Raw genomic sequence first — 23,610 nt, 5'->3', positions numbered from 1 at the left:
GCTGGTACGAAATCAGAGGAATGAATCGTCAATCAAACAATATGAATAGTAGTAGAAGTAAGTGGCTTTTTGCTTGATGTGTAAAACGGGAGGGAAGCATCGTGGATATGGAAAAGCTCAAGCAGTGGATGGAGATTGCGCAGAATTACCAAACGGGTGATTTTTGGAACCATGTGTTTGATCAGGAATCCTCCAAAAAAATCATGCGGGACATGGAGGCAGAACAACCTGCCGAACAAGCAAGACGAACAACTGAATCGGTTGAATTTCCTCCAATAGATATCTTCAAGCTTGACGCTCAGATTGTCATCTTAATCGAAATCCCTGGCATCGACAAAAGAGACATCCAGTTAAAAGTAGTTGGGTCAAACTTAACCATCAAAGGAATTTCAAGATTACCATTTAAACCAGATGCAACCTTAAAAAATGAGCGAGTGTATGGAGAATTCGAGCGCACGATTGCGCTTCCAGAACCAACAGACGGCAATCCGATAAGAGCCAGATACAACCACGGTCTCCTCGTTATCACCTATCACAGAAAAATTGAACCAGAGGAATTTGTCGTAATCGAATAAATGCTTATCCCCAAAAAACGGTTCCATAACTAAGCCTGTTATGATGAAAAAATAGGAAAGGGTGGTGATGAAAAAGTTGCCTTTTAAAAGAAATGTTCGTAAGGAAAATGATCGGGAGGCTTTAGAAAAGAGAATCGCAAAGCTTGAAATAGAGTTTAAGAGAATCAATACGCTTGAAGTGACAATGAAGCGATTCCTGAAAATAGAAAGCCATTTTCTTGCCCTTTCCACCATGAATGGATTAGAAAAAACAGCTATCAAGGAAAAAAAGGAAAAGCAGGATTTTAGCATACCTGATGATTTTGAAGCGAAAATCATCGCCACTGTGGAAAAAAGATTGAAGGCTCAGTGGTTTCACGAAATGGACAAACTAAAGGAACAGCTTCATATACTTACCCATGACATGGCTAGCTTAAAAGAGCGGATTGAACAGTGTGAAACTGAAAATAAACATATCCTTAATGAATGTAATGAAATAAAGAAAGCATTGGGCAGTCAAACGAAATCAAACGAACTCCCCATTGTATATCAGGATATAAAGGTTGAGCGTATGCTAATTGACAAATATGAACTGAATAATAATATTGCTCACCTTGGAGTAAAAGATTTAAGCGGGAGCTTAAATGTCGGTGCTACATATGGAACGGGAATCATTCCGTCAGATTTAGCGGAGGATTTTTTATCTACCATGAATGAGTTTAAGAAAGGGAAGAACGACGAGCAGAATAGCAATGAGGTAACAGAACCGCCTGAACCGCCTGACACAAATAAAGAACAAGATGCAGGACTGAAAGTCGATATTAACGAGGAAGGGCAAGAGATTTTTATAGAAGAAGACTAGTTAACATTAAACCTATACAGGAGACCTGGGACTTCCCCGGTTTCCTTTTTTATTTTGCCTCATCTTCTGACTGAGGCTTTTTGTCTAAAACAGATGATTTTCATGATCCACCTTAAAGAAAATAGTCCGAAAGTCATCACGATGTCAATATTGTACCCCTAACAGTCAATATCGTTTCCTGTATTATGACAGTTGTACCGTTATAATAAAAGAAAACGGTTACAATTTGGAGGGGGTGGTGTAAATGGAAGCGAAGACAGCCGAAACGGGAGGACAACTGAGTCGAAAACTCGAACTTAAACCGAAACGAAAAATAAAGTGGAAAAACGTCTTAACCTATGCAGCTTTTGTGGGACCTGCTTTATTGTTTTTTGTGATGATTCAAATTATCCCATTTTTAATGGGGATCTATTATTCATTTACATCCTGGAATGGGATTAGCTCTGCAGTGGAATGGATTGGATTTGAGAATTATAAAAAGATTTTTACCAACGATGCAAAGTTTTTCAATTCCTTCTGGTTTACAACGAGGTTTATGTTTGCCGCTGTTATCATTAGTAATTTACTTGGATTTGGATTAGCGCTATTGCTAAATGGGGCATTAAAGACAAGAAATATTTTACGAACGGTCTTTTTTATGCCAAATGTCATTGGCGGACTCTTGCTTGGGTTTATCTGGCAGTTTATCTTTGTGAAGGGGTTTGCTTCAGTAGGAAAATACACCGATCTTGGGATTTTCAAGCTTGCCTGGTTAGGTGATGAGGCTACTGCCTTTTGGGGAATTGTCATTGTATTTGCTTGGCAAACGGCTGGTTATATGATGGTCATTTATATTGCGGCATTACAGGGAGTTGATCAATCCTACATAGAGGCGGCTAGAATTGATGGGGCCTCGAATTGGAATGTATTAACGAAGATTATCATGCCGTTAATTCTTCCAGCGTTTACGATTTGCTTCTTTTTAACGATTTCGATGGCCTTTAAGATCTTCGACATTAATATTTCGTTGACGAACGGGGGACCGTTTAATTCAACAGAGTCTGTCGCGATTAATATTTATCGGGAAGCCTTTCAGTATAACAATTTCGGTCTAGGTACCGCTAAAGCGGTCTTGTTCTTTGTCATTGTGGCAATCTTTACAACTGTTCAAGTTGTAATGACGAAGAAAAAGGAGGTTGAGGCATAATGAACCGAAGATATACCAAAAGAACCTTTTTATTAGAGATTTTGGGAATTGTGTTAGGTCTCATTTTTCTCATCCCATTTTATTTCGTCTTCATTAATTCCGTGAAGGCATTTTCCGAGATTTTAATTGATGCGGCTGCATGGCCTAAGGAAATTTTATTTGCGAATTTTGTGAAAGTATGGGAGATTATTCAGTTTCCAAGAGCGTTTTGGAATTCATTGATTATTACGGTTTTAAGTAATATAGGAATTGTCGTGATTAGTTCGATGGCCGCTTGGAAGTTGGTCAGAACGGGTGGCAAATTTAGTAGCTTTTTATTTATCTTTTTTGTCGCAGCCATGGTGATTCCGTTCCAATCTGTTATGATTCCGTTGATGAAGCTAGGTGGTATGTTAGGAATCGTCAATAGTATTCCAGGGATTGTGATCATGTACTTTGGGTTTGGCGTACCGCTGTCTCTCTTCCTTTTTCATGGATTTGTGAAGACGGTGCCTGTTGAAATTGAGGAATCTGCCAGAATCGATGGCTGTTCGCAGTTTGGCGTCTTTTGGCGAATTGTCTTTCCATTGTTAAAACCGATTACCGTGACGGTGATCATTTTAAACACCTTATGGATTTGGAATGATTACCTACTGCCATTACTTGTTTTAACAGATGCAGAGCTACGGACGATCCCATTAGCAACAAGCTCGTTCTTTGCTCAATACACAAAACAATGGGATATGGGATTAGCAGCACTCGTACTTGGTATCACACCAATCATTATCTTCTTCTTGTTTTTACAAAGACATATTATTAAAGGAATTGCAGCAGGGTCGATTAAATAAGGGTTATACATTTTTGTATAATACAAAAATTCATATATTAAAGGGGGAAACAAGTTAATGAAACGCATGTTGCTTTTGTTAACAATGGCTTTGGTATTAATCCTTGGTGCTTGTTCCGATAAGGAGAAGACAAGTGGCGACAAGGGTGAAGGAGGAAAAAGCGGGGAGGAAACCGTTACTCTAAACATGATGCAGTTCAAGGTTGAAATTGCTGATCAACTCCAAGCGATGATTGATGAGTATGAAAAAGAACATCCAAACATCAAGATTAAGCTTGAATCAGTTGGTGGCGGTGCTGACTATGGTGCTGCATTAAAAGCGAAATTCGCTTCAGGCGATGAGCCAGACATTTTTAACAACGGTGGATTCAAAGAATTAGAGCTTTGGAAAGAGCGTTTAGCCGATCTTTCAAATGAGCCATGGGTTGAGCATGTGTTACCAATCGGTAAAGTTCCAATGACGGACACAGATGGCAAGCTGTACGGCATGCCTGTTAACCTAGAAGGCTATGGATTTGTGTATAATAAGGACTTATTTGAAAAAGCTGGAATTAGCGAGGCTCCAAAAACTTTCTCAGAGCTAAAAGAAGCAGCAGAAAAGCTTGAAGCAGCAGGGATTACTCCATTCTCAGCAGGCTATGGAGAATGGTGGGTTATTGGTCAGCATTTACTGAATATCCCGTTTGCCCAACAGGATGACCCTGTTAAATTTATCGAAGGGCTTTATGCTGGAACTGAAAAAATTGAGGGTAATAAGCATTTTGAAGACTTTAAGAATGTACTAGATTTAGAGTTGAAATATGCAAATGATAATCCACTTACAACCGATTATAATACCCAAGTTACTTTGTTTGCATCAGGTGAAACAGCGATGCTTCAACAAGGAAACTGGACAGAAAATATGATTTATGAAATTAATCCGGAAATCAACATGGGCTTCCTTCCAATTGCGATGACGGATGATGAGGCGTCAGCAAATCGTCTGCCAGTAGGGGTTCCAAACAACTGGGTGCTTAATAAAAACTCTGAGCACCTTCAAGAAGCAAAGGATTTCTTAAATTGGATGGTTTCATCCGATACAGGTAAGCGATTTATTACAGAAGAATTCGCATTTATCCCTGCTTTCGATAACATCGAACCAACCGGATTAGGTGACCTTGGTACTTCGATTCTGGACTATTCGAAAGAAGAAAAAACGATTCCTTGGACTTGGTTTAGATGGCCAGATGGTGCGAACATGGAGAAAGCAGCAGCGATTCAAGAATATGCAGCCGGAAAAATTGATTACGATGAATTATTAGCTCGTTTTCAAAAAACATGGGATGACCTGAAGTAATCCATTAACACAGTGGAAACTCCCAAATTTTGTAGAAAGCATGTCTATACTAGATGTGCTTTCTATTTTATACTAATATTGTATATATTTAGGGGGGTGCCCTTTGTTTAAGAGGAGTATTCGAAATAGGCTGATTGTGCTATTACTGCTCACTACAATCGTGCCGTTTGGGACGTCCATTGCGATTACCTATTTTCATATTAAAGAATCTTTAAAGGATCAAGTCGTTCAAGAGAATAAGAGTCTCTTATATCAAGGGAAGGAAAATCTGACGAGCTATATTCGAGAGTTGAATGGATTATCGCTTTCACTTTATAATAATCCTGATATTGTCAGTTTTTTAAGGTCCCCACATACGGAAAAGCATTATCCGATTTTGGATACCGTAAAGGATGTTTTGCAAACGATTTTATATGCGGAAGAAAACATTGAACGGGTCTATATTACATTTGCCAATGATGAACGAATTATCTCCATTTCAAAGCAATCAGCGGTCGTCTTTGCAAATAAGGTAGTGAATGGAAACGAGGAAGCGTTCGAAAAGGCCAAAAACAGCCCAGGCAATATGTATATTGAACCGATTCATCTCCAAAAGAACTTGGATAATATTGTTAATGTCAAACGGCCAAAGCCTGTTTTATCGATTCATCGTTCGTTTATCAATTCACCATCGAAGGACGTTCTTGCCTATGTCACGCTGGAAATTACGCCAGATAAAATCCTTGAATTAAGTGAAAATTTGTATAACGATAAAAATGAGGAATTTTATATCGTTTCGGCTGAAGGAGATTTTATTTATCAATCTAAACAAGAGGATAAGGCAAATCACGAGGCATGGATTGACACATTAGTCCATACAAATGAAGAGCAGGGGACGATGGAGTGGAGTGATGATTCGTTTCATGGTGTGATGGTCTATAACAAGCTTCCAGAGATTTCAGGAAACTGGATGCTGGTTAAAAGAATTCCATATACCACTCTCTATGAAAGTGTGAATAACGTAGCCATTATTAATATTTTATTTGGGGTCGTTGGATTGATCCTAGTGGTGTTAGCCACTTTATTCGTGTCGTTTAAAATAACATCACCGATTCGAATTCTTCTCCACAATATCCGGCAGGTAGAACGCGGAAACATGGATGTGAATTTTCAACCACTGGGTGAGGATGAAATTGGGGTTTTAGGGAATCGCTTTCAGCATATGATTGAAAAAATCAATCATCTGATTAACAAGGAATACAAGCTCGAAATCGAAAACAAAACCAATCAATTACGTGTCCTGCAATCACAAATTAATCCGCATTTTCTATACAATGCACTTCAATCGATCGGTACACTTGCGCTAAAAAACAATGTACCTCAGATTTATTCGTTGATTACGCAGCTTTCAAAGATTATGAGATACGGCATGAATATGGAAGAAGACATCATTCCGCTGATTAAAGAAATCAACTATATAAAAGCATTCCTTCTTTTACAAAAAGAACGATTTGGAGAGCAATTGGAATTCAAGATTGAAGTGAGTGAAAGTGCACAAGATGTGAAGGTTCCGAAAATGATCCTGCAGCCGATCATTGAAAATTATTTCAAGCATGGTTTTGATGATCGAACAGAAGTGGGGAAGATCACCATCACATGTGCAGTCGAGCATAACGAATTATTGATTGCGGTAAAGGACAATGGAACGGGTGTCTCGGAAGAAAGACTTCAAGAAATTTATTCGTATTTTCATAGTGGAACGAGTTTAGGTGAAGGGACTAATATTGGCCTCAGGAATGTATATGCAAGATTAAAGCTTTATTATCATGACCAAGCAGCTTTACAACTTCAAAACAGTGAGGAAGGCGGTTTTCTAGTGACCATGAGACTTCCGATTGATGTGAAAGGTGCCGATTATGAAAGCAATCATTATTGATGACGAAAAGCATGTGCGTGAAGGACTTTTATTACTGGCAGAGTGGAAAAAATTCGGGATACATACGATTTTTGAGGCAAAAGATGGGGAAGAGGCAATGGACATCATTTCAGAGCATCAGCCCGAGATCATTTTTACTGATATGAGAATGCCCAAAAAAGATGGCATCAGTCTATTGAAATGGATCCGCACATCCGGGATAGGGAGTAAAACAATTGTCGTAAGCGGTTACGATGATTTTGAATACATGAGGAATGCGATTTATTATAAAAGCTTTGACTATTTATTAAAGCCGATTGAGCCAGACGTGCTTAATGAAACATTAGAAAAGGCGGTTAATGAATGGAAGGAGCAAGCCCTCGATCGCAAGGCATCGGTCACGACCGATAACTATCAAAAAGAGAAAACAGGTATCCATTTGATTGAAGAGTACGTCAGACAAAATTATCAGAATGAAATCAATCTGCAGGAAATAGCTGACCGTTTCTTCTTCAGCAGGGAGTATATTTCAAGGAAATTCAAACAAGAATTTGATGATACGATTACGGATTATGTGATGAAAATTCGGATGGAAAAAGCAAAAGAATTATTAGAAAATCCCAATCTGAAAATCTACGAGGTTGCCAATCTTGTGGGTTATCAAAATGAGAAATACTTTAGCCGACTCTTTAAGAAGTTAGTTGGGGTAAGGCCGAATGACTATCGAAATCGAAAAGTGAAAGTAAAATGAACAATGAGGAGGACGAAGCAATGCTACACGTAACAGTTTGGAACGAAGGCCGCCATGAGCAAAAGGATCGGCCTGTACAAGAGGTTTACCCAGAAGGTATTCATGGGACGATTGCAGGCTTTTTAAAGGAGGAGAACTTCCAGGTTCGAACAGCAACCCTTGATGAGCCTGAACATGGCTTAACAGATGAGGTTCTCGAACAGACAGATGTATTAGTATGGTGGGGACATCAGGCTCACAATGAGGTAAGTGATGCGGTTGTTGGAAAGGTGAGGCAACGCGTTCTTAATGGAATGGGGCTGATTGTCCTTCATTCAGCTCACTTCTCAAAAATATTTAAAGTGTTGATGGGAACGTCTTGTGATTTAAAGTGGCGAGAAGCCGGTGAAAAAGAACGAATTTGGATTGTCGACCCAAGTCATCCGATTGTGGAAGGGCTCGGTGAATATATCGAGCTTGAAAATGAAGAAATGTATGGAGAACATTTTGATATTCCCGCACCTGACCAGCTGGTCATGGTAAGTTGGTTTGAAGGTGGAGAGGTATTTAGAAGTGGTTGTACCTATCAGAGAGGGAAAGGGAAAATCTTTTATTTCCGTCCAGGACATGAAACATACCCGACCTACCATCACAAGGACATTCAACGCGTGATTCGCAATGCTGTTAAATGGGCAAAGCCTACGAAGCTGCCAAAACCTGTATATGGGAATGCGAAACCACTTGAAGAAATCAAAGCAATGAAATAATACATAGGGGAGGAAATACCGATGAGTAAAGTAAAAATTGCCGTGATTGGCTGCGGGAGTATTGCCCAACACCGTCACCTGCCTGAATATGCGATGAACAAACATGTTGAGATTGTAGCTGTATGTGATATTGTCGAGGACCGTGTCCATCAGGTCGCGAGTCAATATGGTGTCATGGCCTATACAAACTATGAAGAACTGCTTGCCGATCCTGAGGTGGAAGCTGTAAGTGTTTGTACACCAAACTATTTGCATGCGCCGATTTCGATTGCCGCATTGGAAGCAGGTAAACATGTGTTATGTGAGAAGCCAATGGCGACGTCTAAAGAAGAAGCGATGAATATGATTGAAGCAGCGCAAAAATCGAATAAGAAGCTGATGATTGGTCATAACCAGCGATTTGTTGCTTCTCATCAAAAGGCAAGACAACTAATTGAAGATGGTGTCCTAGGAAAAATTTATAGCTTTCGCACTGCATTTGGACATGGTGGTCCGGAAGGGTGGAGTGTCGACGGAAAGGAAAGCTGGTTTTTCAAGAAGAACGAGGCCTTTATTGGTGCAATGGGAGATCTTGGTGTCCATAAAACAGACCTGATGCGATTTTTGTTAGGGGAAGAGTTTGTACAGGTGGGGGCGTTTATTGAAACAAGTGCCAAGGAATACGCAGATGTAGATGATACAGCGGTCTGTATTTTACGAACAGAATCTGGCATTGTCGGAACTCTAGCAGCGAGCTGGTCCTATGTGTCCAAAGAGGATAACTCAACGATTATTTATGGGGAAAAGGCGATTTTACGTCTGGAGGATGATCCGGTTAATAACCTCATTATTCAATATAAAAATGGTGAGGTTGTGAAATATGAATTAGGTGGCATTCAAACAAATGAAGACGGCGGGCAATCAAATTCTCACGTTATTTCTCATTTTGTCCAATCCATCGTTACCGATACGAATCCAGCTGTACCAGGGGAAGAAGGCATGAAATCATTACAGGTGATCTTAGCGGCCATTGAATCTAAAGAGACGAACAAGATAATCTCGATCAATTGAGGTGTAAAATGAGTAAACTTCGAATCGGAATCATAGGAGCGGGTGGAATTGCACAAGGACGCCATATCCCGGCCTTCCAACAATTAACGGATGTCACCATTACAGCCATCTGTGATGTGAATGAAGAGACAGCAAAGAGGGTTGCAGAAAAATACCAGATTTCATCGGTTTTTACACAATATCAGGAAATGTTTGCTGAAGTGGATGCGGTTGTTGTTTGTACCCCGAATAAGTTTCACGCAGAGATTTCAATCGCTGCACTGGATGCAGGCGTTCATGTGTTATGCGAAAAACCAATGGCGATGTCAACAGAAGAATGTGAGATGATGGTTGAGGCTAGTCATCGTTCAGGAAAAGTGTTGGCGATTGCCTATCACTATCGTTTTCTTAAAGACTCGCAGGCTGCAAAGAAATTAGTAGCAGAAAATGAAATTGGTGAACCCATCGTCGCCAGGGTAAAGGCATTAAGAAGACGTAAGGTTCCAGGATGGGGTGTCTTTACCAACAAGGACCTTCAAGGTGGAGGAACCCTGATTGATTGGGGCTGCCATTTCATAGACCTGTCGTTATGGTTACTCGGAAATCCAGAGCCTGTAGAGGTCATCGGTACAGCCTATAACCGCTTAAGTAAAATTCCGAACCAAGTCAATCAGTGGGGAAGCTTTGACCCGAATACCTTCAATGTGGATGATCATGTGACGGCTTATATTAAATTTCAAAACGGTGCATCCATGCTTTTTGAAACGTCATGGTCAGCCAATATTCCGAAGGATGAAGAAGGCGTTAGCATTTCAGGGGTTGAGGGTGGAATTGATCTATTTCCACTTCAACTCAATCAAGCAAAGCACGGCATGCTCTTAAACACGGTTGCGAACTGGGTTCCTGGTGAAGAATCTGCAGATCTTCCACAAGCGAGAAATTTTGTTGATAGCTGTTTAGGGTTAGATGAACTCATCGTAAAACCAGAGCAAGCTTTGCAAGTATCTAAAATCATCGATGCCATCTATAAAAGCAGTGAAACAGGAAAAAGCATTTCATTATAGCAGGAGGGAAACGAGAAATGAAACTAGGAGTATTTACCGTTTTATTTTCAGAAAAGAGCTTTGAAGACATGCTTGATTATGTAGCAGCCTCAGGATTGCACGCAGTCGAAATTGGGACGGGTGGATATCCAGGCAATGCCCATTGTGATCTTGATGCCTTGTTAGAAAGTGAAGAAAAACGAAACGAATATTTAGAAAAAGTAACATCACGCGGACTCCAAATCAGTGCATTCAGCTGCCATGGAAACCCGATTTCACCTGATCAAGCATTTGCCGAAAAATCTCATCAGGCTCTAGTTAAAACAATTAAGCTTGCAAGCTTACTAGATGTTCCTGTTGTGAACTGTTTTTCAGGCACGGCTGGAGACCATGAAGGGGCGAAATTCCCAAACTGGCCGGTTGCTCCATGGCCAAATGAATTTGCTGATATTTTAAAATGGCAATGGGAGGAAAAATTAATTCCTTATTGGAAGGAATGGGGGCAATTTGCAAAAGACCATAACGTGAAGATTGGGCTAGAGCTTCATGGTGGGTTTTTAGTTCACACGCCATATACGCTCCTTAAATTACGCGAGGAAACCTGTGATGCGATTGGCGCGAACCTGGACCCAAGTCATCTTTGGTGGCAAGGAATTGATCCTGTAGCGGCGATCAAAATCCTAGGCAAGGCAAATGCAATCCACCATTTCCATGCGAAGGATACATATATTGACCAAGACAACGTCAATATGTATGGGCTCACAGATATGCAGCCATATGGCGAAGTTCAGACGAGAGCATGGTCATTCCGTTCCGTGGGCTGTGGTCATGGTCTGCAAGAATGGTCAGACATGATGAGTGCGCTACGGACCTATGGCTACGACTACGTAGTAAGCATTGAGCACGAGGACCCAATCATGTCGATTGAAGAAGGATTTACCCGTGCTGTTCGAAACTTAAAGTCCGTCTTATTAGAAGAAGTACCCGGCAATATGTGGTGGGTGTAAATTAAATAAGGAAGTTCTTCAACAGGTGCCTGAGCCCCAATGCGGTAGCATATTACCGTAATTTGGTAAGGCACCTTTTTACTTGTAAGAAAGATTTCATTTACCGCTATGCACCCGACTGGTTTATAATTATAAGAGTAGAAAACGGCGTGGATTCCTATGAATCCATGAAAATGTAAGTAGGTGAGTACAATCGATGTAATTGAAACAAGGGTGAGAGGATTTATTTCAGATATCGCCCACCCAAAACAAAAAAAGAAGATTAATATAAATGAGTTAGAGCATCAGTTGCGCAGGATCATGGACGATTACTTTGAAATGGACGGATATTCCCTGTTTTATGCTGCCATTCAAATCCTCCAAGACGAGGGACAGATGACTCCCATTCTAAATAAACAATTCAACGGAAGGTCACCGGCACTTCCCCTCTTTTTTTGGGTAAATAGTAAGGTTCAGGAGGAGCAATGGGATCGTCTTGAAATGATGAAAATAAGTGATACCTTTGATTTTTCCTTTTATGAACGACATCCTGAATGGCAGACAAAAGAGGAATGGGCACGAATTGAAAAGCTACATCATTTTCTCCAATCCAGTCAGGAACGGGAAATCGTTTCAGTTGAAGAGAGAAGCCTTGAACTCTTTGGCCATGAAAAATTCTTGCTAGATAGTGATAGCTTTCCAGAAGGGACTGGATTTTTAGCTAGAATAGGAGTCGCAGAAGAACAGCTGAAAATGGTGCGCTACGGGGAACCATTTGTGTTCTGGATGAAACAAGGGGTAGAAATGAACGAGATCCAGAGAATTTTGATTGTCGAAAATCTATCATTCTTTCATACCTCTATACAGTTGTTGGAAGCCAATAAATTGGATTATGAACCTGAGTTGATTATCTATGGGGAAGGCACAAAAATTGAGCGGAGCTTTTCGTTTTTCTTCCGAATGTTTCCCGTTAAAAACTATCTATTCTATTACGCAGGAGATTTAGATGCTTCGGGATACGGAATTATGGTCAGATTAATTGAGAAATATCCGGATTGCAGCATTCAGCCGGCTTTAAAGATTTATCGCAAAATGCTGGAATGTGTTGATCAAAAAAATACGCAAAAACGTGGACAAGCACAAAATATCACCTACCGTGATTCCTTTTTTCAGTGGTTTACGAAGGAAGAGCAAGAGATACTGATGCAATTGTGGCAAGAAAATATGCGAATTCCACAAGAAGTCTTAACAATTGAAACATGGAGGAGATGGATGTGAACGAATCATGGGAAGGATTTGCCCAGCGCATGCAACGGTTAAATCCACTGTTTGAGCTCGGAAGGGGAATGGACGTTGGCGAGTTAAAGCCTCATATCCAAACGATTCTCATGCATGTCTTACTCACCATCTTTTACCGTGAATTAAACGATGATGATCAGAGACGTAAATCAGATATTAAGTATATGGTGGAAGATTCGATCAAACAAATGAAACTATTAGCAGACGAGAAGCAAATCGAACGAATTACAAGCGGACTGTTGTACCAAGGGAAAGAAGAGTTTAGTCAACCATTTGAAGCCCTCTATTACGATGAAATGAAGCAATCATGGGAGACTCAAGTCTTTCGTTATGTCACGATGGATGAATTATATACGAATTTGGAAATGGGCGGCCAGGTAGTTTATAAACTAACCGATGTTGCTCAGGAAATGATATTTATGAGCAGGGAAATGGCTGAAGATTTTTCAATCACAATTGAACAGCTCTATAGTATGCAGTTAATTAAAAACGGAAATTTCAGGAAAGCAACCCGAAACCTCGATCACCTCATTTCACGAGTTAACCGCTTAATGGCAAATGAATTCTCATTTCAAAAAGAAATGATCAACAATCCCAAAATTTTATTGATTGAAGAGGAATGGCAAAGGGCTGACAATCGCGTTGAGATTGAACAGCAGTTTGAAGAAGAAAAAAATCACTTTCGCACGATCACGAGCATGATTGAAAAATCGAAACGAACGAATGATGAAGATGATTTTATCCAAAAGGAATTGATTCTTCTCCAAGAAAAAATTGGTCATACAAGGCAGTTGCATGATCGGTTTGCCAAGCTTGTGATCCAAAATATTTCCTATGAGATGAAACTAAAGGTCGAAAACCCATCCTTGTTTTGGGAAAATAGTCTGGTTTCCTTTCGCGAGCATTTCTATGAAGATTGGATCATGAAAGAAGGCGTTACTTCTTTTACAACCGTTGAACAAATATTATCGCCATTGTTTTCACCGAAAAATGAATTTATTTTGCCCCTTGATTGGATATGGGGAGAACAAGAATTTGATGGACTTGAATCTAGTGATGATGTCATTGAAGATGAGGAAGAAGAAAATGTGACTCCGAAGCGGGTAACGGACTGGGATTCGGTTATTTCGGCATGGAGTTATGTGTTCCAATACTTACAAACGTATGGCGAGTTTTCGTTAACCGATTTAAAGGACTTGCCGCTTGAAATACAGGATTTGTGGTTTGAAGAATCAGAAACAATTGATTTATGGATGATGTTTGACAAAAAGCCATTAAGGGTTCAAGTGCTATATCGAAAGGAAGAAACATTAAGTGATGAGCGGGAAATTCTTCTTTATAAATTGATGCAGGAGTATCCTCAATTCCAAGTGTTTGAAGGTTTGAAGATTTATACAAAGTTTGATCATCGTGCGGAGCCTCTCCAATGGTATCGAATGAAAATAACCCCATTTAAAATCTGTGTAGAGGAGGGGAAGTAAATGAATACAGAAATCGTCAAAAAGGCGTCCACTGTCTATTTTACATTATTAAAAGAAAAGGTGATTGATGAAAACAGTGAGCACTTCCAAACGTATTTTGAGCCAGAAGTCAGACAAACCGTTCTCTTATTAGCGGATGAGTCTGGTACCTATATCATTGAAGCACCAAAACGAATCCACTTGGTCATCCAGCCAACCGGTTCAGTCTTTGCAACAAATTTCACCCATATGAAGGACAAGCATAAGCAAATCGAAACGAAAAAACACTTTCACTTGATGAGTGTAGTGATTATGGCGTTTTTGGCAGCGATCGACCGCAACCAAGCTGCAAAAATTCGTACAAAACGTGAAGGGATTAGCTTCTATGCGTTAGAGCGGCAAGTAAATGATCTGATCATGAATTGGGAGAGCCTTCTAAAATCTAAGCCTACCTTCGGAGAAGAAGAACAAATTGATATGAAGGAAGTGGTGACCACATGGAAGTACATGGAGGTTGACACTGAAAGTTTTGGGGTGAAAAAGGGAAATCGCCGTACAAGAATCGGGTTCATTGCAAGTAGTATGCGCTTATTAGAAACAGAGGGGCTCATCGTCATTTTGGACCGAGATGACATACCAAAAGTGATTCCCAAGAATGAGCTTTTCGAACGAATCGAATACCTGTATCACGATTACGATCGGTACGAACTATTTAAGAAATTAGTGACAGCTGAGGAGGATGAGCATGCCGAAAATATACTCGATTAGAATAAGTGGCCTGAAATATGATGGCATGCAAAAGCAATATAAAGATACCACCTTTCATTTTCATAATGAGGAAACCTCAACAAATGGGTTGATTGCGATGATGAACGGGGGCGGAAAAGGTGTATTCCTGCAAACGATTTTTCAAATCCTTAAGCCAGGAACGTCGTGGGGTAAGCAGAACAATCGTTATTATCAACAATTTTTCTTTAATAATAAAGAGCAATTTATTCCTTATACCTTCCATGTCGTCATTCAATGGGAATTGGACGGTGCTGATCATCGACATTTGATTACAGGTGGCATGTTCTCGGCGGAACAGCGAATCTCGATGAATGATGAAAGTGGAAATGAACATAAAACACTGGAACAAGAAGCGAAGATAGTGCCAGATATTACGTTTTATACAAGGGAATTTGACAGGAAAGAGGAAGCAGCTCTTAATCATATTCCACTTTATGAGAATGATGAGGTAGCCGAAACGGAGAGCCTGAAGGATTATCTTATGTGGAATGGTTATGACGTCTACCGGGACACAAAGAAGCACTATCGCATCCTCGATACATACGGAATTAACCGTAAGGATTGGGATATTATGAAGGATATTAATAAGGATGAAGGCGGGGTTGGAAAATACTTTGAGGGAGCGGAGGACGATCATTCCCTGTTTCAAAAGCGAATTATTCCGACTGTTAGCCAAGTGCTGCATCGTACCGAGCATCAAAAAAATGATCTTGTGGAGATTTTTAAGAGCCAGGCGAGTATTGCCAAGGATCTGCCTGTTCTTTTAAAAAGAGAACAAGCCCATAAGGAGTTTTTAGAAGACATTGTCCCATTTGAAGAGCATATCGCCATTGGTGTTCAACATAAAGAAAAGGCGAGTGCAAGTATCAAGATTGGCAGACAGCTACTGGGTGCATTGGAGCATGTAAAGCAACTAGAAGAGGAAACCCAGCTTACATTAGAAAAAGAGATGGAGAACCTGCACGAAAGACAAGATGAGCTGCGTTTTCAAAAGGAAAATTTGGAGTATGCCAAAGCACACCGTGAGGTCATGGATTGGGAAAAGAAACTGGTTGCGGAAAAAGAGAAGCACACGTCCCTTCAGGAAACCGTAAATGAAAAACAGGAGCGTAAGGAACAACTGAATTTTCAACTCTTATTAAAAGAGTGGAGTGAAAACGAACAGAGCATTCGGGCGCTGTCACAGCAGATTGTGAAATTGGAACAAAACAGTGGCTTAGAGCAAGTGAATCAACGAATGGAAGAAATCAAACAGGAAGCACTGCAGCAATGGGAATCCTCCTATCAATCACTCCAAGAAGCTGTCAAACAGTATGTTGGGTATCAAAAATTCCTGAAGAAAAAGGAAAAAGAACTTTCCAGGCAGGATAAGAAGTTGACCCAGGATTTAGCGAAGCTTACTACGGAAATCGATATGCTTTATACCCAGATGCATCATTTTGAGTCGAAGGAAGCGGAGTTGATCCAAGAATTTGGTGATCGATTAACGTACGACTTTGAGGGCTTGTTGGGTCACATTTCGAAACAAATCGAAGACAAAAAGGCTAGATTAGAAGACTTAGTGGCCAAGGAGAAAGAATCGATTGAAACCCAGAACCGTCTTGCCACTACACATGGTACGCTAGTCCAAGCGATTTCATCTTTGGAAGAAAAATGTGAGGAGCTAAAGGCATCTAAAGAAGAGCAAGCCCATAAAGAAGAAAAACTAGTAGACAGGCTTTATGGATTAATAGATGAGATCACAACTCCATTTACCCATTCGCTATTATCGAAATATGCGATTCAAATCGAAGGACTACTTGAAGAAAATCGAAAGCATGCCGAACAAATCAAAAAAGAGCTTTGGGAAACGCAAATCGACCATTCTTTAAATGACGAACCCTTTTGGATTCCGAATAAAGATGTGAAAGAATTAAAGGAATGGATTGATGAAAAGACGGGGATTGATGTGTTTTACGGAACACAATATCTTCAATCCTTACGTAAAGAGGAGATGGAAAGCTTTGCGTTAACGTATCCTCTCCTTCCATACGGGTTAGTCGTAAGCGGCCAGCAATGGCAAAAAATTAATACACAGGTTCTTTCAGGCAGAATGTTTAAAAGCCCAGTTCCGATCTTTTTACGTGAAGAAATGAACAGTGAAAACCAACCATTATCGTTTGTGCTCATCAACGGGACAGAGCAAGAGCTATTAACGGACAAAAATCAGTTTACCGACTGGAAAGTACAGATTGCCAAACAAATTGACGACAAGAAAGACACTCTTCGTGAAATGGAAAAGACAGAAGGATCATTACGCCGCCATTTACAGGACATTGATCGGCTTTTATCAGGGGAGCTTTCTAGTGATATCGAAAAACTGCTTCAACACGAACAAAATGCGCTCCAATCAAAGAAAATAAACTTACAAGAAATCATCACACAGGAAGCAAAGGAAAAAGAACTCCAGCTTCAGCTAAAGGATCAGCTGGAAAAGACAACTGGAAAGATTGAAAAGCTTAGAAAAGACGTGGATGTATTAACGGAGTTTGAAAAGGAAAAAGCACTCGATCAAGAAAATAAACGGGTGAAAGGAGAGAAAGAGAAACAAAAAGAAGCCTTAGAGATCGAACAGCAAGAAGTCGGGGACAAGCAACAACAAATCGCCCAGCTACAAACCAAGTGGAACCAAACTTATGTCGAATGGAAGCTTACAACCGAACAAACGATTAAAGAGATCACCATCTTTATTAGTGAAGCGGTGTTTCCGCCCGATGAAAAAGCGGATGAGAGTGAAGAGGTACCACGCTTATCTCCACATTTGCTTGAAGAGATAAAAGGTCATATCGAAGAGCTTAAACAACTTCAGAAATCCAAAGAAGAACAGGCTCAAGAATTACTCGTTATTCAAGCGACCAGAGATGCTGAGCAAAAGCAGCAAACGAAGCTTGAGAAAAAACTCAATGCCGCAAACGAGGAGTGGAAGCAAGCACCCGTACCGGATGAGCCAGTAAGTATTTTAGAGAATATGATGCAAACGGCACAAAAGGATGCAAGGGCAGCGGAAAAAGCAGAGCGGGAACAAGGGACTGCTGTTACCATAGCAGAAACATCCTTACAGCATGCCAAGGAACAACGTGTCAAAGCAGGAAAAAAAGTAGCCAAGTATGATAAACAGCCTGAAGGATGGGAAGATCTTGAGTTAGAAGTGAAGGAAATTGAAATCAAGGATCAAACGAAAGTAACAAATGAGGAAATCAAGAAGGTCGAGAAACGTCAAAAAGATACAGAAACATTGATTGCGGGTTATGAAGGAGATTTGTTAACTCTATCGGTTATCCTAAAAGAAGAAGCAGCAGCCTTCACGGAGCAAGATGTAGAAAAAATCAGGACGCAAGGTAAAAACTCCATCTTGAGCTGGTGTGAAGAACATCAAGTGATTCAAGAAGAAGGGCAAGAAAAGCATGCAAAAATTGATCAATCCTTACGAAACCTAAAGCTTACGATTGAAGGGAAGGATTGGGAAACACGTTTTAAAAACGAAGTGCTAACAACACTTGATCATATGGATACAAGGCAGTATGCCCATATTCAAAGCATCGTGAAAAACATGAAGCGTTTTTCTCAAAGTGGATTAGAGCAATTAGAACGTGACAAAGAGCGCGCTGAAAAGGCCCAAAGCTTCTGGGCAAGCCGTGCCAGCATGAAAGTGATGAGCATTTCAGAGGCGATCCGTTCGATGATTGCGAAAATGAAACTAAAAAATGAACGAGGAACGTTTCCGCTCGTCCAGTTAAAGGATGATATATTACCTAAAAAGGCAGACGAGATTGAACCGCTTCTGAAACAGCATTTTGTCGCAGCGATAAACAAAATTACGAAGAAATTTGATATCATCGATGACAATAATCGTGCGTTAGACCAAGAAATTAAGGAGCTCATCAGTGATGAACAAATATTATTTGTCTCACTTCGAAATCGATATCCTGAGCTGCTTGTCTATAATATGCGAACAGATAATGCCTTTATGTACGGGAAACCGCAACGGGAGCATTATTCAACCTGGCAAACCATTAACCAGGGCTCTAGAACGAAATCCGATGGCAGTGGCGGTCAAAAATTATCAGCCAGAATGGTGATGATGATGATGTTATTGTCTGTGAAAAGTGAAACAGATCAAAGCTGGGTACCGCTAGTCTGTGATAATCCATTCGGACAGGCGGCATCCGCACACGTTCTTGATCCAATCTTCGCAGTTGCACAAAAACTGAAGTTCCAATTCATCGTTGTTACACCACCCGAGCTGGTGAAGACGGAAATCAGCCAACGATTTGAGGCTTATTATAAGTTGGACTTCATTCGTGAAAAAGGAAAAGAAATTGTTTCAGATACGATTGTTCCTGCATTTCGGATTTATCAATAAGGGATGAGAACAATTCTGGAGCCTGCCCCCAGTTGCGGTAAAGACCGTAACTGGGGCAGGCTCCTTTTTTCTATTTAAGGAGAAAATAATCAAGAACTACAAGGAACGTCCCCATGGTTCTCCAGTTTACTCGTTTCAATCGTCTCGATAAATTTCTCAATCGTTGGGGTAAGGTACGTATCGGATCTTCTTACGAAAACCGTTTTTATTTTACTATACTGCTCTGGCAGTTTGTGAAAATGAAGGAGTCCTTCTTTTTCTAATTGCTTTACTTCTGATTTTGGCACAAAGGCAATGCCAAGTCCCATGGCCGTACTGCGCAAGATCGTCTCTAATGTGCCGAATTCCATTATTTTCTTGGGGGCAATATTTTGGTCTCGATACCATTCCGCTAGACGTGCCCGGTATCCGCAGCCCTTGCTAAAACAAAGTATCGGTTCTTCGACTAACTCATCTAGACTGGACACTCGATTGTCGGAAATGAGGACAAGTTCTTCTTGAAATACTTCATGGGATACAAGGTCGGGGTGCAAATCAGATTCAGTGATAAACGCGCCATCCAACCGATGCTGCAAAACTTCCTCCACTAATGTACTTGTCACACCCGTAAAAATAGACAAATCAACATCCTTATATTTTTTTACATAGCTTGATAGGATTTTAGGTAAATGAATAACCGTTTCCACTGTACCAATTTCTAATTTTCCTGAAGGTTCATGATCGGTTTGAACCGCTTGTTTCATTTCTTCAGTTAAGGCTAATATCTTTTGACTGTAGGTTAAAAGTTTTTTTCCTTCTGGTGTTAAGCTCATCCCGCGTCGATGGCGATTGAACAAGGGAGTGTTCATTTCCGCTTCTAGCTTCCGGATTCGGGATGTAATATTCGATTGCACGTATTTCAAATCTTTTGCCGCTTCTGTAATGGTTCCTTTTTCTGCAACCAACTGAAAAATCTCTAAATCTTTAAATTCCACTTTTTGTCTCCTCCGATTGCTATGATTCTATCCTTCTATGATATCACGAAAAGTGATAGTAGTTAATCATTATTATTCATTTTACAAGATATCAAAAAAGGGAGATAATCAAGATTGTCATTCATATAGGGGAGGCAGAAGAAAGTGAGAAACAATGTATTTTGGGGAGCTGTTTTGTGTTTTATTGCTGCGGTTTCATGGGGTGCCATGTTCCCTGTTGCACATGCAGCCTTTACACATATTGATCCATTTTATTTTACAATCATACGTTATGGAGCCGTTACGATTATTTTGGTTGCGATGCTGTTCTGGAAAGAAGGAAAACAAGCGTTTCGCTTTGAAGGCAAAGGCCTCAAATTATGGTTCTTTGGGACAATGGCCTTTACGGTCTATAACCTCTTTATCTTCTGGGGAGAAGATTTATTGGGTGAGCCAGGAGTCATGGTTGCATCCATTAATGAGTCATTGATGCCGATGATTTCAATTGTAATTGTCTGGATGTTATATAAAAAACGTCCACATTCATTTACATTAGCATGTGTCATCGTGTCATTGGTCGGTGCGGTATTCGTCATTACAAAAGGGGATATTCAATCATTCCTAAGTGCGACGGATAACATCATTCCATCTGTATTAATATTCCTTGCGGTTGTTGGCTGGGTAATCTACACAATGGGGGGAAGCGAATTTAGCGGTTGGTCCGTATTGCGTTATTCCACATTAAGCTGTTTACTCGGAACAGTAACAGCAGCTGTGGTTGTAGCAGGCGCAACGCTAGTTGGCTATGTATCTATTCCAACAGCAGAAGTGATCGCAGCAACAGGACCGCATTTATTGTTTATGATTATTTTTCCGGGTCTGATTGCACTGCTTGGTTGGAACGTCGGTGTCAGCATTTTATCTCCAATCAATGCCCTTTTATTCATTAATTTTGTTCCCGTTACTACACTTTTAGTTTCGATTTATCAAGGCTATGATGTCACGATGTTTGATATTCTTGGAACGGTCTTAATCATTCTTTCACTTGTCGCAAACAATCTTTTTGTAAGGTGGCAAAAGAAAGAATACAAACCAGTGCGTCAACCGAATTTGCGTGAGCGGGCATCCTAGTTAATAAAATATACGGAGGATTGCCTCCGTTTACATACATCTGTGATGAGATATTGTAAATAGGTTAGAATGAGCATATCAATTAAGATCCGAATTGGTATGCTTTTTTTGGTCTAGACTAACTTGTTAACATTCGTGCAGTCCGATTTACTTCTGGTTATGGCTGTGTTCATTTTGGAAGTACATCGGGTAAACTTAACGGTAAATATCGTTTAAGGCAACGCTATCTATGTAATGATTGCGGAAAAACTTTCAATGATATGACCAGGTCAAATGGTAGTATCTAGGAATCTAACTAAATGTTTTCATTTTAATTTCTCAGGATTCTTAATTTTTATTGATGCTACTTCTCCACAATCCAAGCAAACAGTATAAACTTTCTCTGAACCAATAGCCATTTTTTTATTTAAAGGTCGAAGATTTATATAATCGGTTGCTTGTATAAATGAATTTCCTTCGCAATTCTTACAATTCATATATTCACCCCCTATCACTATGTTATAACAATTTTTGTAAAATTAAAATATCTTTAAGTTAGTATCTTGTCAAGGAATGTATCTTAGAGCATCCATCTTTTAGAAAACAGCCAAAAGTTATTTCTCAATTTGCTTAATAAAAGCTTCTAATTCTTCAAATGTAGCAGGGGCACCATGCCCATGGATGTACACTTTTGCAGATTCTTTATGTAAAAACTTTAAAATATCCAAGGATGGAGAACCATCAGCAGATTTTGGATAAAAACAATCCCCAACAAAAAGAACATTTGAATCTAACACTTTTATCAAAATTGAATCATCTGCATGTTGCCCTCCAATAAAACTTAATTCTAAGGTAACTTTATTTATGTTTACAGTCATCCTGTCAGTAAAAGTAATACTAGGTAAGACAATGTTAAACGATTCCCAATCATTTATTGCTTTAATCTTTGATTCATGGCTGAATTTCAGCGATTGATCTTTTTCTATTTCACTTAATAAATATTCTTTACTCCAATTTATTTCTTGCATTTGCTTCAGATATTCAAAAGTGCGCTCATGGGCTATAACTTCACAATCATTAAAGATAGCACTGCCAAAGGTATGGTCCCAATGATGGTGTGTGTAGATGATATATTTTACAGGTGGAGCTTCAATCTTTTCTAATTCTTTCTTTATTAAATTCGCTTGCTGCGGGCTATTTCCACTATCAATAAGGATACATTTATCATCAGCGATTATAATGCCAACATTTGCTTGTACTCCTTCTTCACCAAACGGGAAAACAAATATCTTTTCACTTATATTTAATAATTTGCTCAATCTATACATCTCCCCAAACGTTTAATACATATATTCCACATTGATTACCCTTTTTCCTTTTATTGGTTTTCGTTTTGTTACTCAGACTTATCTTGATCTTAATAAAGTACACTCTGTCGGGAACAGTTTATGAAATAATTTACTCAAACTAAAAAAGCATCTCTTCAAGAGAAAGAATGTAATTGCTAGTTAAGTAATCGAGCAGGTTTTTTTAGCAAGAAGAAGGAAAATTTTGGGTGAACATTGAAATATAGTAATAAAAAGAATTGGGGCTATAAAATGGGACTTAATTTCCTTGAACTACTTGCTATCTTTACTGTATTTTACATTTTTAGATTACTTGGTGATTCAAAATATAAAGCTAAAGATAAGAAAAAGGTTGCTTTAGATATAATTTCAACATCTGTTTTGGCTTTTGTGTTGCTATGGATAATTGATTTCTTATTCAAATAAAGGGTGCAATAGTTTAATAGAGCAACCAGTTATTAAAACAAGTTGCTCCATTAAATTTGTTAGAAATACTTTTGATAAAACTCCTTCCTGAGACGACCACTTAATCTGCATATATTCGAGTAGTTCACTTTTCTCATGTCCCATCAAACTCTGTATCACTTCAATAGGTGCACCATTATTTAGTAAGTGGGTTGCATAACTGTGTCTCAGTTGATGCGGATGGATTACTTTGTTAATACCTGCCAGTTTTGATATTCGTTTAATGATATATCCCATTTGTGCTTTGCTCATTCGATGAGGATGTCTTTCCGTTACAAAGACGGCTGCATCATTATCTTCTCGGCTTTCTATATATCGTTTAAGCCAAATCTCACATCGAATATTAAAATATACTTCTCTTTCCTTATCACCTTTACCCTTAACGATGGCAGAGTGAAATGCTATTCTTATCGAGTGTTACGATCTCACCAATTCGACAACCAGTTGAAAACATTAACTCAAATAGGGCCTTCTCCGTAGGTGTAAGCTAGCTTCTCGAAGATGTTCAATCTCCCTTTCTGCTAAAAACTTTGGGATTCTTTTCCCTTTCTTTGGCTCTTTAATCTTAGCTGC

Annotated in this window: 19 protein-coding genes and 2 pseudogenes; 17 read left to right on the top strand and 4 right to left on the bottom strand. The window is 39.6% G+C overall.

The annotated features are described in order from the left end of the window. Positions 1 to 107: 107 nt before the first annotated feature. The 15 genes from V7138_RS01190 (at position 108) to V7138_RS01120 (ending at position 19,163) form a co-directional block, all read left to right on the top strand. Complete coding sequence (locus V7138_RS01190; RefSeq protein WP_335393713.1) at positions 108 to 575, top strand: Hsp20/alpha crystallin family protein; 468 nt, start codon at positions 108 to 110, stop codon at positions 573 to 575. Between the two features lie 67 nt (positions 576 to 642). Then, positions 643 to 1,416, top strand: a complete 774-nt coding sequence (locus V7138_RS01185) for a hypothetical protein (protein WP_335393486.1) — start codon at positions 643 to 645, stop codon at positions 1,414 to 1,416. A 244-nt stretch (positions 1,417 to 1,660) separates the two neighbouring features. Continuing rightward, entirely contained in the window at positions 1,661 to 2,602 is a 942-nt protein-coding gene (locus V7138_RS01180) for a carbohydrate ABC transporter permease (protein WP_335393484.1), read from the top strand. Then, entirely contained in the window at positions 2,602 to 3,429 is an 828-nt protein-coding gene (locus V7138_RS01175) for a carbohydrate ABC transporter permease (RefSeq protein WP_335393482.1), read from the top strand. The genes V7138_RS01180 and V7138_RS01175 overlap by 1 nt, the downstream gene beginning before the upstream one ends. 57 nt (positions 3,430 to 3,486) lie before the next feature. Beyond that, on the top strand, positions 3,487 to 4,764 hold the full coding sequence (locus tag V7138_RS01170; RefSeq protein WP_335393480.1) for an ABC transporter substrate-binding protein: 1,278 nt from the start codon (positions 3,487 to 3,489) through the stop codon (positions 4,762 to 4,764). 103 nt (positions 4,765 to 4,867) lie between these two features. Further along, positions 4,868 to 6,679: a sensor histidine kinase gene (locus tag V7138_RS01165; protein WP_335393477.1), complete on the top strand. Its 1,812-nt coding sequence runs from the start codon at positions 4,868 to 4,870 to the stop codon at positions 6,677 to 6,679. Continuing rightward, positions 6,660 to 7,409 carry a response regulator transcription factor gene (locus V7138_RS01160; protein ID WP_335393475.1) on the top strand — a complete coding sequence of 250 codons (750 nt, stop codon included), beginning with the start codon at positions 6,660 to 6,662 and terminating at the stop codon, positions 7,407 to 7,409. Before V7138_RS01165 ends, V7138_RS01160 begins: the two co-directional genes overlap by 20 nt. A gap of 20 nt (positions 7,410 to 7,429) precedes the next feature. Continuing rightward, positions 7,430 to 8,155 carry a ThuA domain-containing protein gene (locus V7138_RS01155; RefSeq protein WP_335393473.1) on the top strand — a complete coding sequence of 242 codons (726 nt, stop codon included), beginning with the start codon at positions 7,430 to 7,432 and terminating at the stop codon, positions 8,153 to 8,155. A gap of 21 nt (positions 8,156 to 8,176) precedes the next feature. Next, positions 8,177 to 9,205, top strand: coding sequence for a Gfo/Idh/MocA family protein (locus V7138_RS01150; protein ID WP_335393471.1), 1,029 nt, complete (start codon positions 8,177 to 8,179; stop codon positions 9,203 to 9,205). An 8-nt stretch (positions 9,206 to 9,213) separates the two neighbouring features. Continuing rightward, positions 9,214 to 10,248 (top strand): Gfo/Idh/MocA family protein, encoded by a 1,035-nt coding sequence (locus V7138_RS01145; RefSeq protein ID WP_335393469.1) that lies wholly within the window; start codon positions 9,214 to 9,216, stop codon positions 10,246 to 10,248. 17 nt (positions 10,249 to 10,265) lie between these two features. Beyond that, positions 10,266 to 11,234 carry a sugar phosphate isomerase/epimerase family protein gene (locus V7138_RS01140; RefSeq protein WP_335393468.1) on the top strand — a complete coding sequence of 323 codons (969 nt, stop codon included), beginning with the start codon at positions 10,266 to 10,268 and terminating at the stop codon, positions 11,232 to 11,234. Positions 11,235 to 11,417: 183 nt separating this feature from the next. Next, positions 11,418 to 12,491, top strand: a complete 1,074-nt coding sequence (locus V7138_RS01135; protein WP_335393465.1) for a Wadjet anti-phage system protein JetD domain-containing protein — start codon at positions 11,418 to 11,420, stop codon at positions 12,489 to 12,491. Beyond that, positions 12,482 to 13,993, top strand: coding sequence for a hypothetical protein (locus V7138_RS01130; protein ID WP_335393463.1), 1,512 nt, complete (start codon positions 12,482 to 12,484; stop codon positions 13,991 to 13,993). Before V7138_RS01135 ends, V7138_RS01130 begins: the two co-directional genes overlap by 10 nt. Beyond that, positions 13,994 to 14,740: a DUF6063 family protein gene (locus V7138_RS01125; protein ID WP_335393461.1), complete on the top strand. Its 747-nt coding sequence runs from the start codon at positions 13,994 to 13,996 to the stop codon at positions 14,738 to 14,740. It abuts the gene before it with no gap. Further along, positions 14,718 to 19,163, top strand: coding sequence for a hypothetical protein (locus V7138_RS01120; RefSeq protein ID WP_335393459.1), 4,446 nt, complete (start codon positions 14,718 to 14,720; stop codon positions 19,161 to 19,163). Before V7138_RS01125 ends, V7138_RS01120 begins: the two co-directional genes overlap by 23 nt. Before the next feature lie 89 nt (positions 19,164 to 19,252). Here the strand turns inward: V7138_RS01120 and V7138_RS01115 are convergent, their stop codons facing one another. Further along, positions 19,253 to 20,137, bottom strand: a complete 885-nt coding sequence (locus V7138_RS01115) for a LysR family transcriptional regulator (RefSeq protein WP_335393457.1) — start codon at positions 20,135 to 20,137, stop codon at positions 19,253 to 19,255. Between the two features lie 144 nt (positions 20,138 to 20,281). Between V7138_RS01115 and V7138_RS01110 the strand changes: the two genes are divergently transcribed. Beyond that, positions 20,282 to 21,247, top strand: a complete 966-nt coding sequence (locus V7138_RS01110) for a DMT family transporter (protein ID WP_335393455.1) — start codon at positions 20,282 to 20,284, stop codon at positions 21,245 to 21,247. A gap of 122 nt (positions 21,248 to 21,369) precedes the next feature. Beyond that, a pseudogene (locus tag V7138_RS01105) lies at positions 21,370 to 21,519 on the top strand (IS1/IS1595 family N-terminal zinc-binding domain-containing protein); the annotation flags it as partial. 33 nt (positions 21,520 to 21,552) lie between these two features. On the opposite strand, the gene V7138_RS01100 reads toward V7138_RS01105, so the two are convergent. From V7138_RS01100 to V7138_RS01090, 3 genes and pseudogenes are all read right to left on the bottom strand, one after another. Next, complete coding sequence (locus V7138_RS01100) at positions 21,553 to 21,723, bottom strand: hypothetical protein (protein WP_335393453.1); 171 nt, start codon at positions 21,721 to 21,723, stop codon at positions 21,553 to 21,555. A gap of 117 nt (positions 21,724 to 21,840) precedes the next feature. Further along, positions 21,841 to 22,545 (bottom strand): MBL fold metallo-hydrolase, encoded by a 705-nt coding sequence (locus tag V7138_RS01095; protein ID WP_335393451.1) that lies wholly within the window; start codon positions 22,543 to 22,545, stop codon positions 21,841 to 21,843. A gap of 512 nt (positions 22,546 to 23,057) precedes the next feature. Beyond that, positions 23,058 to 23,610: pseudogene (locus V7138_RS01090) on the bottom strand (tyrosine-type recombinase/integrase); the annotation flags it as partial.

This window comes from Bacillus sp. JJ1533 (genome assembly GCF_036965045.1).
In the GTDB taxonomy this organism is placed as follows: domain Bacteria; phylum Bacillota; class Bacilli; order Bacillales; family Bacillaceae_L; genus Ferdinandcohnia.
This window is presented reverse-complemented; position numbering and strand designations above follow the sequence as displayed.